The organism is Streptomyces sp. NPDC006235 (assembly GCF_040613735.1).
GTDB lineage: Bacteria > Actinomycetota > Actinomycetes > Streptomycetales > Streptomycetaceae > Streptomyces.
Map to the genome: position 1 here is coordinate 109,693 of NZ_JBEXSR010000011.1, position 12,576 is coordinate 122,268.

The following is a 12,576-nucleotide window of genomic DNA, read 5'->3' on the forward strand; positions in this document are numbered from 1 at the left end:
CGCTTTGGGCCCGGTTCCCCTACCGTGCGGGCATGGAGCTTCTGTCTGTGAATCTGGGCCACGCCAAGCCCGTGCCGTACACGGACAACCCGGAGGGTGTGACCGGAATCGACAAGCGGCCGGTGGACGGGCCGGTGCGGGTCTCGGCGCCCGGGCCCAAGGGCGTCGGCGGGAGCGGGCTGGCCGGGGACGCGGTGTGCAAGCTGGAGCACCACGGCGGCGACGACCAGGCGGTCTACGCGATGGCGCGCGAGGACATGGACGCGTGGGAACGCGAGCTGGGCCGGACGCTGCCCGACGGGTCGTTCGGCGAGAACCTCACGACACAGGGTCTCGACGTGTCGGGCGCGCGGATCGGCGAGCGCTGGCGCGTCGGGCTCGAGGTGGTGCTGGAGGTCACCTGCGGCCGGATCCCGTGCCGCACGTTCCAGAGCCATCTGGGTGAGAAGCAGTGGGTGAAGCGGTTCACGCAGCGGGGCGCGCCCGGGGCGTATCTGCGGGTGATCGAGCCCGGCGAGATTCAGGCCGGCGACCTTGTGGAGATCGTGCACCGGCCGGGGCACGAGGTGACCGTGGCCCTCCAGTTCCGGGCGGTGACCACCGAGCGGACGCTGCTGCCGCGGCTGCTGCCGGCGGGTGAGGCGCTGCACCCGGAGTCCCTGAGGCTGGCGAGGGAGTACGCGGAGAAGCACGGGGTCTGACGGCTGCTCGCCGCTCGGCCCTCACGGGCCGCTCGCCGCGCGGGTCTGCACCGACCCTTCACCGGCGGGACCCCCGCAGGCAAGCGGATGCACATGGTCCAGGTCACTAACCTGCTGCCATGACAACGGCTCTGATTACGGGATCGACGGCAGGCATCGGGGCCGCGTTCGCGCGGCGACTGGCGGCGGACGGGCACAACCTGGTGCTGGTGGCCCGCGACACCAAGCGACTCCGGGAGCAGGCGACCGAGCTGCACGACCGGCACGGCATCGAGGCGGAGGTGCTGACGGCCGACCTCGCCGAGGACAAGGGCATCGAGTCGGTGGCCGGCCGGCTGGGCGACCGCAAGAACCCCGTCGACCTGCTGGTCAACAACGCCGGATTCGGCAACAAGGGCCGCTATCTCGACGTGCCCATGCCCGACGAGCTGCGGATGCTCAAGGTGCACTGCGAGGCGGTGCTGCGGCTGACGTCCGCGGCGACGGAGGCCATGCGGGAGCGCGGCCGCGGCGGCGTCGTGAACGTCGCGTCGGTGGCCGCGTTCGTCCCGCGGGGCACCTACGGCGCGTCCAAGGCCTGGGTCGTGCAGTTCACCCAGGGCGCCGCGCGCGACCTGGCCGGCAGCGGCGTACGGCTGATGGCGCTGTGCCCCGGCTTCGTGCGCACCGAGTTCCACGAGCGGGCCGGCATGGGCACGGACAACATCCCGGCATGGATGTGGCTCGACGCGGACAAGCTGGTGGCGGCGGCACTGCACGACCTGGCGCGCGGGAAGACGGTGTCGATCCCGGACCCGCGCTACAAGGCGCTGATGGGCGCGGCGAAGCTGGTGCCGCGGGGGGTGCTCGGGGCGGTGTCGTCTAGGACGGGTCGGAAGTACGGGCCTCAGTAGGGTCCGGCTCGGCGCTCGCCGCCGGCCCGCGCAGAGCCTCGATCACCAGCGGGATGGCGCGGGGTTCGATCCGGACCACGGCCGGCAGGGTGTCCAGCAGCCTCTCGTGCCGCATCGCCCGCGCGGCAAGCAGGCGCCCACGGGCGGCCTCGACCACGGGAGCGAGGGCAACCCAGGCCCGCGTCTCCTCCTGACTCGGCTCCCCGTCGGGGGACCAGAGGCTGCGGACCACGTCCTCGGCCCGGTCGATGTGACCGGCTTCGAGCAGTGCCGTGGCCAGCGAGAGCTGACGAAGCCCGCCGCCGCGCCCGCCGGCCAGACCCGCGATCCATTCCTGCGCGCGCTCGGTCTGTCCCGCCTCCACCAGGACGCGAGCGATCCCGTCGAAGAAGGCGGGCACGGGTTCGGGTCTGTCGGTGATGTCGGCGAACAGCTTCTCGCCCGCTTCCTCCTGTCCCAGCAGGAGGAACGCGCGCAGCACGTCGTCGATGCCCCACGACGCCTCCGGTACCGGCTCGTAGTGCGACAGTGCTTCCCTGAGAGCCTCCATCCCCCGCTCATGGTCACCGGACCGGGCGAAGGCCGCCGCGATCCGGGCCCAGACCCGTACCCGGTCGGTCGGTGCGGCCACCTTCCCGGCCAGCGATTCGGCTCTCGCCGTGTCACCGGCGGCCATGGCCTTTCCGGCGATGTCGCACCACAGGAGATCGCGAGCTCCGGGATCCGCGCGCTCCGCCACGGCTTCGGCCCGCTCGAACTCCCCGGCTTCCCCGAGCCTGTCGACGAGCGCGCTCTGCGCCAGGAACACGACATGGGAGGTCGCCATACGGTCCGTCAGCCTCTCTGCGCGGTCGACCTCCCCTGCCCACGCCAGGGCTTCGGCTGCCACGCCCGCCCAGATCTGTGGGCCCACATCGTCGGGGTCCGAGTCGTGTCCGGGAGCCGGAAGGACGCGGTCCTCGACACCGTCCAGCAGCCGCCGTGCCGCGGTGATGTGTCCGGCTTCGGCCAGCATCTTCGCAGCGTGGACGGCGTCCAGGAGCGGTGGGCCGCCGTGCGCCCGCAGTTCGGACTCGACCTCGGCGACCACCTCGGCGGCCTTCCCCATGGACTCCGGGTCCGTCGCCGTGGCCACGACGCCCCGCACCAGGGCGAAGTATCCGGCGTTGAACTTGACCGAGCCGACCAGTTCACGGGCACGGGAGACGTCTCCTGAACGGGCCAGCGCCTCGACCACCACGGCCATCGGGTCGTCGTCGACGCCGATGTGTGTCTCCCCTCGTGCGAGGGCCTCGGCCCGGTTGTATTCCCCGCTGTCCGTCAGCGCCCGTACCACGTCGCACACCGCGAGAACCCGGTACTCCGGCTGCTCGATGCGCTGGGCGAGCTCTTCGGCCCGTTCGACGGCGCCTGTCTTCACCAGTCCGGTGACCAGGCCCCAGAGCGCCGCTGCACCGGCTTCCGCATCCTCGATGCCCTGGGCGAGCGCTGCCGCGCCCTCGGGATCGCCCGCCGTCGCGCAGGCCACTACGGCTGCCTCTAGTGCCCGGTCCCGTTCCTGCCTGTTCTCGTGCAGCAGGGCGGCCGCCTTGGCACGGCCGGTCTCGCCGGCCTGCGCGAGTGCCCTGACCACGTCCGTCAGCAACGGACCGGGGCGCATTTCCTGGTCGACGGCCGCGAGCAAACGGCCTGCGGCTGCCCTGCGCCCGGAGCTCAGCATGGCTCCGGCGACGTGGGCCAGCACCAGGGCTGTGGCCTCCCCGCCCACGTCCTCGGCGGGCGTCCGCGCACCCTCGTCGTCCCCGGCCTCGGTATGGGCGACGGCCAGGGCCGCGCTGCCGAGGGCCTGTACGCGAAGCTCGGGCTCGTCGCTGCAGAGCCGACGGGCCTCCGTGAAAGCGCCGACGCGGGCCCGTGCGCGAACCAGGTCCGACAGCAGCTCCGCTCGGACCTCCTCGTCAGCGACGGAGCCAAGGAGCTTCTCGGCCCGGTCGAACAGGCCGGCGCTCACCCAACCGCGGCTCGTCGCGGCCAGGGCCAGGTCCTGCTCGCCCTCGATGTTGTAGGGCGTTTCGAGGGCCGCACGCTCGGCATGCAGCAGAAGCCGTACGGCGTCGCCGGTCTCCGCGCAAGCGACGTACTGCGCCGCCACGTCGACCAAGGCGAGTGCTCTGTCGGCCAGGCTCGGAATGCTCAACGCGAGGGCCTCCGCCCGGTGGAAGTGCCCGAGAGCGGCCCAAGCCCAGGGCAGGGTGCGGTCGATCGCCTCGTTCCTGGATTCGAGCTGTTCACGCCGGATGGCCAGCCGGACACTGTCCGTCAGATCGGGGACGCCGCTCTCGATGAGAAGATCCTCGGCGACCCGGATCTCGGCGAGTGCCACGGCGTCGCCGCCGGTCACCTCCAGCAATCGGTCGTGCCGTGCCGCGTCCGTCGCCCAGCCGACCACCCGTGGCACGTCTCGCGTCACGTTCAGCAGCCGGAAGTACCCCCGCAGCAGATAGTCCGGCGTGCCCTCCGGCCAGCCCCGCCCGCGCCACTCCTCCGCCCAGGCGTGCAGCTTCGCGCGGTAGAGGTCCGTCTCGGACGGGCCGAGCATCTCCTCCGCCTGGGACTGCAGCTCCTCGTGACCGAGCAGGTAGACGTCGACGCGCAGGCCGAAGGTCCGTCCCGCCCGGGTGCTCAGGACGTCCCGCACCCGGTACGGAACCGCGCCGGTCAGGGCGGCCAGGTCCTCGGCGGTCAGGCCACCGCGCGCCACCGCGACCAGGCCCAGCAGGTCGTGCTCCAGGCCGCCCGTCCCGATCAGCCGCTTCAGTTCGCGTTCCGCCTCCGCGCGGATCGCCCGGGCGTACGGGGAGGGCGACAGCGTCCGTACGATCGCGGGGTCGCGCAGCGGATGGTCCTCGGGTACGTCACCGGGCAGCGGCGGGTTGAGCCGCCCCGCGACCAGGACCCGCATGCCGGCCTCCGGGCGGGCGGGCAGCAGGCTCGCGATGCTGTGGGCGTCCGGGCCGGTCGTGACGCCGCGGTCCTCGTCCAGGCCGTCGACCAGGAGGACCAGGCGCTGTCCGCGCTCGGCGCAGGCGCGGGCGGCGGCGCCGTACAGGTACAGGAGGTGGGCCTCGCGGGTCGCCACGGTCAGGTGGGCGGGCAGGGCCTCTCCGGCGAGCTCCGCCAGTTGTTCGAGTACGACGTCCACGTACGCCGCGACGTCGTTCTGGGCGCCCAGGCGGGCCGTGATGAAGAACGGCACGATCCGTACGCCCTGCGGAGGGTGCAGGGCGAACCACGACAGCAGTGCCGTCTTGCCGGCCCAGGCGCCCGCGCGCCACCAGGCGTACGCGGGGCCGGAGTCGGCCGTGCCGAAGGCGGACAGGTCGGCCAACTCCTCCTCGCGGTCGACGAGTCGGGGCGGGGCGATGCGGCGGACCTGCTCCCAGTACGCCGAACGCACCGCCGGGACGAGCAGGATGCGGTTGTGATCGCCCGTGACGGCCAGGGCGATGTCCCCACCCGCGGCCACCGACCGCTCCCCCCGCTTCCCCCACCAGCGCATGGCCTCATGATGCCAAAGGGCCGGGAGGCGACGAGCGGCTCGCGTGGGGACAATGGAACTGTTCAGCCGGACCCAGGGGGGCCGGAGGCGAGGCCATGACCTTCGTACAGCTCATCGAATGCAGGACCAGCCGGCTCGACGAGATGAACCGGCTGATGGACAGGTGGGTCGAGCAGACCAAGGGGAAACGGACCGCTACGCACAGTGTCGTGGCGAAGGACCGGGCCGACTCCTCGCACATCGTCGAGATCGTGGAGTTCCCGTCGTACGAGGACGCGATGCGCAACTCCGGGCTTCCGGAGACCGACCGGATCTTCCAGGACATGGTGGCGCTCTGCGACGAGGCGCCGACGTTCACGGACCTGGACGTGGTGCGGGACGAGCAGCTGAACGCGGCCACGGCGCGCAGGTTCTTCGAGCTGGCGCCCGGGCAGGGTGCGGCGCCCGCGTTCAACGACGTGTTCATCGAGGACTACCACGACCACGATCCGGCCAATGTGCAGGACGTCATCGGGCTGGACGCGTTGCGGCGCGAGGTGGAGGTGTGGCGGGGCGGGTTCGACTTCTCGTTCACCATCGAGGACCAGATCGCCCAGGGCGACCGGGTCTGCACCCGGTGGACCTTCCGGGGCAGGCACAAGGGTGACTTCCTCGGGATTCCGCCGACCGGGAAGGACGTCACCATGACCGGGACGACCATCCACCGCTGCACGCCGGACGGGAAGCTCGCCGAGGGCTGGTGGCAGTACGACCGGCTGGGGCTGATGCAGCAGCTCGGGGCGCTGGATCCGCTGGAGTTGTGAGGGGACCTCACCCTCATGACGGGACCGCCACAAGGGAGAGGCCCCCGTTCCGCACGCGGCGGAACGGGGGCCTCTCGCAGAGGTCGGTGCCTCAGTGGGCGTGGCCGTGGCCGTGGCCCGCGGCGGCCGGCTCCTCCTCTTCCTTCTTCTCGACGACCAGGGTCTCGGTCGTGAGCAGGAGGGAGGCGATGGAGGCGGCGTTCTCCAGGGCGGAGCGGGTGACCTTGACCGGGTCGATGACGCCGGCCTTGATCAGGTCGCCGTACTCGCCGGTGGCGGCGTTGAAGCCCTGGCCCTTGTCGAGCTCGGCGACCTTGGAGGTGATGACGTAACCCTCCAGGCCGGCGTTCTCGGCGATCCAGCGCAGCGGCTCGACGACCGCGCGGCGGACGACCGCCACACCGGTGGCCTCGTCGCCGGTCTTGCCGAGGCTGCCCTCGAGGACCTTGGCGGCGTGGACCAGAGCGGAGCCACCACCGGAGACGATGCCCTCCTCGACCGCGGCGCGGGTCGCGGAGATGGCGTCCTCCAGACGGTGCTTGCGCTCCTTGAGCTCGACCTCGGTGGCGGCACCCACACGGATGACGCACACGCCGCCGGCCAGCTTCGCGAGGCGCTCCTGGAGCTTCTCGCGGTCCCAGTCGGAGTCGGTGGTCTCGATCTCGGCCTTGATCTGGGCGACACGGCCCTGCACGTCGTCCTTGTTGCCGGCGCCGTCGACGACCGTGGTGTCGTCCTTGGTGACGGTGACGCGGCGGGCGGAGCCGAGCACGTCCAGGCCGACCTGGTCGAGCTTGAGGCCGACCTCCTCGGAGACGACCGTGGCGCCGGTGAGGACCGCCAGGTCCTGCAGCATCGCCTTGCGGCGGTCGCCGAAGCCGGGGGCCTTCACCGCGACGGCGTTGAAGGTGCCGCGGATCTTGTTCACGACGAGGGTCGACAGGGCCTCGCCCTCGACGTCCTCGGCGATGATCAGCAGCGGCTTGGAGGAGTTGGACTGGATGACCTTCTCCAGCAGCGGCAGGAGGTCCGCGATGGCGGAGATCTTGCCCTGCGTGATGAGGATGTACGGGTCGTCCAGGACGGCTTCCATGCGCTCCTGGTCCGTCACGAAGTACGGCGACAGGTAGCCCTTGTCGAAGGCCATGCCCTCGGTGAAGTCCAGCTCCAGACCGAAGGTGTTGGACTCCTCGACGGTGATGACACCGTCCTTGCCGACCTTGTCCATCGCCTCGGCGATGAGCTCGCCGACCTGCTGGTCCTGGGCGGACAGCGCGGCGACGGCGGCGATGTCGGACTTCTCGTCGATCGGGCGGGCCGAGGCGAGCAGGTCCTCGGAGATCGCGGCGACGGCGGCGTCGATGCCCTTCTTCAGGGCGGCCGGGGAGGCACCGGCGGCGACGTTCTTCAGGCCCTCGCGCACGAGCGCCTGGGCGAGCACGGTCGCGGTGGTCGTACCGTCACCCGCGATGTCGTTGGTCTTGGTCGCCACCTCCTTGACCAGCTGGGCACCGAGGTTCTCGTACGGGTCCTCGATCTCGACCTCGCGGGCGATCGTGACACCGTCGTTGGTGATGGTGGGGGCGCCGAACTTCTTGTCGATGACGACGTTGCGGCCCTTGGGGCCGATCGTCACCTTGACCGTGTCGGCAAGCTTGTTGACGCCGCGCTCGAGGGCGCGACGGGCGTCCTCGTCGAACTTCAGGATCTTCGCCATGGGAGCGTGAGCCCTCTTCCGGAATCAGGGTTAACGGCACTGCGCCCCGGGCGCCCGGCTTCTTATCGATCGCGGGGGGCCAGGGGCGCAGCTCAAAGCAATGTGCTTGGGGTGAATTACTTCTCGACGATCGCGAGCACGTCACGGGCCGAGAGGACGAGGTACTCCTCGCCGTTGTACTTCACCTCGGTGCCGCCGTACTTGCTGTAGAGCACGACGTCGCCGACGGAGACGTCGAGCGGAAGACGGTTGCCGTCCTCGAAGCGGCCCGGGCCCACGGCCAGGACGACGCCCTCCTGGGGCTTCTCCTTGGCGGTGTCCGGGATGACCAGGCCAGAGGCGGTGGTCTGCTCGGCGTCGAGCGGCTGGACCACGATGCGGTCCTCGAGCGGCTTGATGGCAACCTTGGAGCTGGTGGTCGTCACGATCCGACCTCCCCCTTCGGAGATCTCACGGGGTTAACTGTCTGAGGTGGCGACCAGGTGGATCCGTCGTCGCGGGTGCCGGACCTGCCCGTCGCTGTGTTGGCACTCTCCAGTGGGGAGTGCCAGAGCCGAGACTATGACTGCGATTAGCACTCGGTCAAGCGGACTGCTAATTCGCCGCGGCGCGTCGGCCAGGTGCTCTTTACAGGTAGTCCTCCAGCCGCCCCACGCGAAGCCCGCTCCTCTCGATCTCCCGCAACAGCCGCTCCGTCCGTTCGGTCAGGGTCGGGGAGGCCGTCTCGCCCGACGGCACAGAGACGATGTCGCCGGGCCGCAGGCCGGGGCGGCCGCTGGTGTACGTCAGCTCGCCCTCGGCGTTCGCGGACGCCCGCCACAGGACCACCGCCCGGATGCCGCAGTCGGCGGCGGCGCGCAGGGTCGTCGTGTCGTACGTGCCGTAGGGCGGGCGGAAGAGACGGGGGCGGATGCCGAAGCGGGAGCGGAGCTTGTGCTGCTGGCCGCAGATCTCGGCGCGCTGGCCGGCGTAGGGCAGGCCGCGCAGGGCGGGGTGGTCGAGGGTGTGGTTCTGGATCGACGCGCCGACCGCGCGCAGGCGGGCGAAGTGGCCGTAGCCGGGACCCACGACGCTGTCCGTGAGGAACATGCTGACCGGAAGCCGCCGTTCGCGGACGAGGGCGACGAAGCCGGGGTCGCGCTCGGCGCCGTCGTCGTAGGTCAGGAAGACCACCCGGTCGCGGGTGCGGACGTGGTCCACGACGGGCGGGAGACCGTCTCGGTCGCCTCGCTCCGGCCCGCGGACGTCGCTCGACGCGTGCGCCGGGGACCGGCCCCGGCCGTCCGCACCCGTGTGCTCCCCCGCGGCCGCGGTGCAGCCGGCCAGCAGGATCGCGCCCGCGCACACCACGGCGGTCGGCGACCGCCGCCTCACAGGTAGTCCTCCAGCCGGCCCACCGCGTACCCCTCGGCCGTGACCTTGTCCAGGAACCGGCGGATCATGTCGGGCATCGTGCCCTGCCAGTGGTCGCGGCCGCGGAAGTGGGTGAGGACGATGTCGCCCGGGTGCAGTCTCCGGTCCCGCTCGCGGTACTCCCAGTGGTCGGCGAAGACCTCCTCGTTCCACAGGGGGGCGTACTCGATGCCGCAGGCCTTGGCGGCGCGCAGGGTCGCCCTGTCGTAGCTGCCGTAGGGCGGGCGGAAGAGGGTGGGGCGCGTGCCGTAGCGCTTCTCGATGAGGCGCTGCATGCCGCAGATCTCGCGCTTCTGCGTGCGGTAGGGCAGGCCCCGCATGAGGCGGTGGCGGAGGGTGTGGTTGTTCAGGACCACGCCCCGGTCCTGCATCTTCTCGAAGTAGCCGTAGTCGTTCCGGATCAGGTAGCCGCTGAGGAAGGCGCTGTACGGGACCTTCAGGTCGCTCATCATCCGCAGGAACGCCGGGTCCTTCTCGGCGCCGTCGTCGATGGTGAGGAAGACGACCTTGTCCCGGGTGGGGACGGTGGTGAAGACGGGCGGGAGGTTCAGTCTCCGGTGGCCCTTCACCGCGAAGCCCTCGCGGGTCCTGATCCTCGGCTTCTTCGCGGGGGCCGGCGGGGCGGTCAGCGGGACGGTCCGCAGCCCCCAGCGCTGCGCGGCGGCGACCCGGGCGGCGTGCGCGGCGCGCAGTTTCGAGGCGTAGGAGTCGAGCGCGCGGGCCGGGGGCGCGTCGAGGGGCTGCTGGCCGCCGGCCGCGGTGACCCGGCCGTTGTCGCCCTGCGCGCAGCCCGAGGCGATGGCGGCGAGGGTGAGGACGGCGAGGCCGATCCGCACACCGCCAGACGCCCGCCTTTTGTCATTTTGTACGACTGCTCGCATGATGCGGGATCCTCGCAGCCGGCTCCCCCGGACCGGACCCGACACCGCGACGGACGGCGCAGCATCCACCGAGTGGCCCACACGCGGTCCGGGTCGGGCCGGACGGCCGCCCGCACCGCCCCGTGGCCCACAATGATCCGGTGAACGACCTCGCCCTCCTCCTCACCCCCGAAGGCCGCGCCCTCCTCGACGAGGTGCGGAACACCGATCCGGCGCGGGAGCTGGCCGTCGCGACCCGGTTGCGCCGTGAGCACCCCGCCGAGCTGGTGTCGGCGGCGCTGGGCCAGGCGCGGCTGCGGCAGCGGGCGGTGGTGAAGTTCGGGGCGCGGGACGCGGGGCGGATGTTCTTCACGCCGAACGGGGTGGAGCAGTCGACCCGGGCGAGCGTGGCGGCCTACCGGGCGCGGCGGCTGGCGGAGTCGGGCGTGACCTCGGTCGCCGACCTGTGCTGCGGCATCGGCGGTGACGCGATCGCCCTGGCCCGGGCCGGGATCCGGGTCCTGGCCGTCGACCGGGACCCGGCGGCGGCCGCGGCGGCCCGGGCGAACGCCGAGGCGCTGGAGCTGGCCGACCTGATCGAGGTGCGGGAGGCGGACGTCACGCAGGTGGGCACGGCCGGTTACGACGCCGTGTTCGTCGACCCGGCCAGGCGCGGCGGCCGGGGCCGGATCTTCGACCCCGAGGCGTACTCGCCGCCGCTGTCCTGGGCGGTGTTGGCGGCCCGCCACGCCCCCCGCGCCGCCGCGCTGAAGGTCGCCCCCGGCATCCCGCACGAGGCGGTCCCCGAGGACGCCGAGGCCGAGTGGATCTCCGACGGCGGTGACGTGAAGGAGGCGGTGCTGTGGTTCGGCACCGAGCCCGGGGCGGTACGGGCCACCCTGCTGCCGGGCCCCCGAACCCTGCTCTCCCGCGGCCTGCCCGACCCGCAGGTCCGCCCTCCCGGCCGCTACCTGTACGAGCCCGACGGCGCCGTCATCCGGGCCCACCTGGTCGCCGAGGTGGCCGAGGAGCTCGACGGCGGGCTGCTGGACGCGACGATCGCCTACGTCACCGCGGACGAACTGCGCCCGACCCCGTACGCCACCCCCTACGAGATCACCGACCATCTCCCCTTCAACGTCAAGAGGCTGAAGGCGCTGCTGCGGGAGCGGGAGGTCGGGAACCTCACGGTCAAGAAGCGGGGCTCGGCGGTCGAGCCGGAGGAACTCCGCAGGAAGGTCAAGCCCCAGGGGCCGCACGCGGCGACGGTGTTCCTGACCCGGGTGGCGGGGGCGCCGGCGATGCTCATCGGGCACCCGGCCTGACCTTCAGGACTGCTCCGCCGCCCGCCGCAGCAGCAGCTCCCGCTCCCGCTCGTTCCGCGTCAGCGAAGCCGCCCGTTCGAACTCCGCCCGGGCCTCCGCCGAACGGCCGAGGCGGGCGAGGAAGTCGCCGCGGACGCTGGGCAGCAGGTGGTAGTCCCGCAGGGCGGGGTCGTCGCGCAGAGCGTCGATGAGGGGCAGGGCGGCCTGCGGGCCCTCGGCCATCGAGACGGCCACCGCGCGGTTCAACTCCACCACCGGGGACGGGGTACGGGCGGCCAGCAGGCCGTACAGCGTGGCGATGCGGGGCCAGTCGGTCTCCTCGTAGGTGTAGGCGTGCGCGTGGCAGGCGGCGATGGCGGCCTGCAGGAGGTACGGGCCCGGGGCGCCGGAGGAGGTGGCCTCCGCCCTGCCCAGCGCGGCGACACCGCGGGCGATGAGCATGCGGTTCCAGCGGGCCCGGTTCTGGTCCTTGAGGAGGACGGGTTCGCCGGAGGGGCCCGTGCGCGCCGCCGTGCGGGACGCCTGGAACTCCAGGAGCGCGGTCAGGCCGTGCACCTCGGGTTCCTTCGGCATGAGGGCCGAGAGCACCCGGGCCAGGCGCAGGGCGTCCTCACACAGGGACGGGCGGAGCCAGTCGTCGCCGGCCGTCGCGGCGTAGCCCTCGTTGAAGACGAGGTAGATGACGTCGAGGACCGAGCCGAGGCGGGCCTCGCGGTCGGGGCCGTAGGGCACTTCGAAGGCGATGTTCTTCGTGGCCAGGGTGCGTTTCGCGCGGACGATGCGCTGCGCGACGGTCGGCTCGGGGACCAGGAACGCGCGGGCGATCTCGGCCGTGGTCAGGCCGCCGAGGAGGCGCAGGGTGAGGGCCGTGCGGGCCTCGGTGGACAGCACCGGGTGGCAGGCGGTGAAGACCAGGCGGAGCAGGTCGTCGTCGATGTCGTCCGGGTCGGCGGGCTCCTCCGGGGGAGCCGCCGCCGACAGGTCCCGGCCGATCTCCGCCAGCTTGCGGGCGTAGTTCTCGCGGCGCCGGACCAGGTCGACGGCGCGGTTGCGGGCGGTGGTCATGAGCCAGGCGCCCGGGTTGTCGGGCACTCCGTCCCGCGGCCACCGCTCCAGCGCGGCGACCAGTGCGTCCTGCGCGAGTTCCTCGGCGATGCCGACGTCCCGGACGACCCGGGCGACGCCGGCGATGATGCGGGGCGACTCGATGCGGAAGACCGTCTCGATGGCCTCGGCCGTCCGGTCGGGCCGGGGCGCCGGGGAGGAGGTGGGCTGCGGGGTCACAACCCACCATCAGACACCCCC

10 protein-coding genes are annotated in these 12,576 nt (G+C 72.2%); 4 read left to right on the forward strand and 6 right to left on the reverse strand.

Annotated elements, in window-relative coordinates; genetic code table 11:
- The first annotated feature begins 32 nt into the window (after positions 1-32).
- Both ABZ192_RS16000 and ABZ192_RS16005 read left to right on the forward strand, forming a co-directional pair.
- Positions 33-701, forward strand: coding sequence for an MOSC domain-containing protein (locus tag ABZ192_RS16000; RefSeq protein ID WP_356925118.1), 669 nt, complete (start codon positions 33-35; stop codon positions 699-701).
- 119 nt (positions 702-820) lie between these two features.
- The gene (locus ABZ192_RS16005) at positions 821-1,594 is read left to right on the forward strand and encodes an SDR family oxidoreductase (protein WP_356925119.1); all 774 of its coding nucleotides are present in this window, start codon (positions 821-823) and stop codon (positions 1,592-1,594) included.
- Here ABZ192_RS16005 and ABZ192_RS16010 read toward each other — a convergent pair.
- Positions 1,563-5,153 (reverse strand): hypothetical protein, encoded by a 3,591-nt coding sequence (locus ABZ192_RS16010; protein WP_356925120.1) that lies wholly within the window; start codon positions 5,151-5,153, stop codon positions 1,563-1,565. The two genes, ABZ192_RS16005 and ABZ192_RS16010, sit on opposite strands and share 32 nt — an antisense overlap.
- Before the next feature lie 95 nt (positions 5,154-5,248).
- On the opposite strand from ABZ192_RS16010, the gene ABZ192_RS16015 reads away from it, so the two are divergent.
- Complete coding sequence (locus tag ABZ192_RS16015) at positions 5,249-5,956, forward strand: ester cyclase (RefSeq protein WP_356925121.1); 708 nt, start codon at positions 5,249-5,251, stop codon at positions 5,954-5,956.
- A gap of 91 nt (positions 5,957-6,047) precedes the next feature.
- Here ABZ192_RS16015 and groL read toward each other — a convergent pair whose 3' ends face one another.
- The 4 genes from groL to ABZ192_RS16035 all read right to left on the reverse strand — a co-directional run bounded on the left by groL (position 6,048) and on the right by ABZ192_RS16035 (position 9,967).
- Positions 6,048-7,673, reverse strand: a complete 1,626-nt coding sequence (gene groL / locus ABZ192_RS16020) for a chaperonin GroEL (RefSeq protein WP_356925122.1) — start codon at positions 7,671-7,673, stop codon at positions 6,048-6,050.
- Positions 7,674-7,789: 116 nt separating this feature from the next.
- The gene (gene groES, locus ABZ192_RS16025) at positions 7,790-8,098 is read right to left on the reverse strand and encodes a co-chaperone GroES (protein WP_003974211.1); all 309 of its coding nucleotides are present in this window, start codon (positions 8,096-8,098) and stop codon (positions 7,790-7,792) included.
- 202 nt (positions 8,099-8,300) lie between these two features.
- Entirely contained in the window at positions 8,301-9,047 is a 747-nt protein-coding gene (locus ABZ192_RS16030) for a polysaccharide deacetylase family protein (protein WP_356925123.1), read from the reverse strand.
- Positions 9,044-9,967 carry a polysaccharide deacetylase family protein gene (locus ABZ192_RS16035; RefSeq protein ID WP_356925124.1) on the reverse strand — a complete coding sequence of 308 codons (924 nt, stop codon included), beginning with the start codon at positions 9,965-9,967 and terminating at the stop codon, positions 9,044-9,046. The genes ABZ192_RS16030 and ABZ192_RS16035 overlap by 4 nt, the downstream gene beginning before the upstream one ends.
- Before the next feature lie 140 nt (positions 9,968-10,107).
- Between ABZ192_RS16035 and ABZ192_RS16040 the strand changes: the two genes are divergently transcribed.
- Positions 10,108-11,271 carry a methyltransferase domain-containing protein gene (locus ABZ192_RS16040; RefSeq protein ID WP_356925125.1) on the forward strand — a complete coding sequence of 388 codons (1,164 nt, stop codon included), beginning with the start codon at positions 10,108-10,110 and terminating at the stop codon, positions 11,269-11,271.
- A gap of 3 nt (positions 11,272-11,274) precedes the next feature.
- On the opposite strand, the gene ABZ192_RS16045 is transcribed toward ABZ192_RS16040, so the two are convergent.
- Complete coding sequence (locus tag ABZ192_RS16045) at positions 11,275-12,555, reverse strand: RNA polymerase sigma factor (RefSeq protein ID WP_356925126.1); 1,281 nt, start codon at positions 12,553-12,555, stop codon at positions 11,275-11,277.
- Positions 12,556-12,576 lie beyond the last annotated feature (21 nt).

Excerpts from the sequence above, each read along its gene's own strand:
- ABZ192_RS16000 (WP_356925118.1), top strand. The coding sequence starts at position 33 with ATGGAGCTTCTGTCTGTGAATCTGGGCCACGCCAAGCCCGTGCCGTAC.
- ABZ192_RS16005 (WP_356925119.1), top strand. The coding sequence starts at position 821 with ATGACAACGGCTCTGATTACGGGATCGACGGCAGGCATCGGGGCCGCG.
- ABZ192_RS16010 (WP_356925120.1), bottom strand. The coding sequence starts at position 5,153 with ATGCGCTGGTGGGGGAAGCGGGGGGAGCGGTCGGTGGCCGCGGGTGGG.
- ABZ192_RS16015 (WP_356925121.1), top strand. The coding sequence starts at position 5,249 with ATGACCTTCGTACAGCTCATCGAATGCAGGACCAGCCGGCTCGACGAG.
- groL (WP_356925122.1), bottom strand. The coding sequence starts at position 7,673 with ATGGCGAAGATCCTGAAGTTCGACGAGGACGCCCGTCGCGCCCTCGAG.
- ABZ192_RS16035 (WP_356925124.1), bottom strand. The coding sequence starts at position 9,967 with ATGCGAGCAGTCGTACAAAATGACAAAAGGCGGGCGTCTGGCGGTGTG.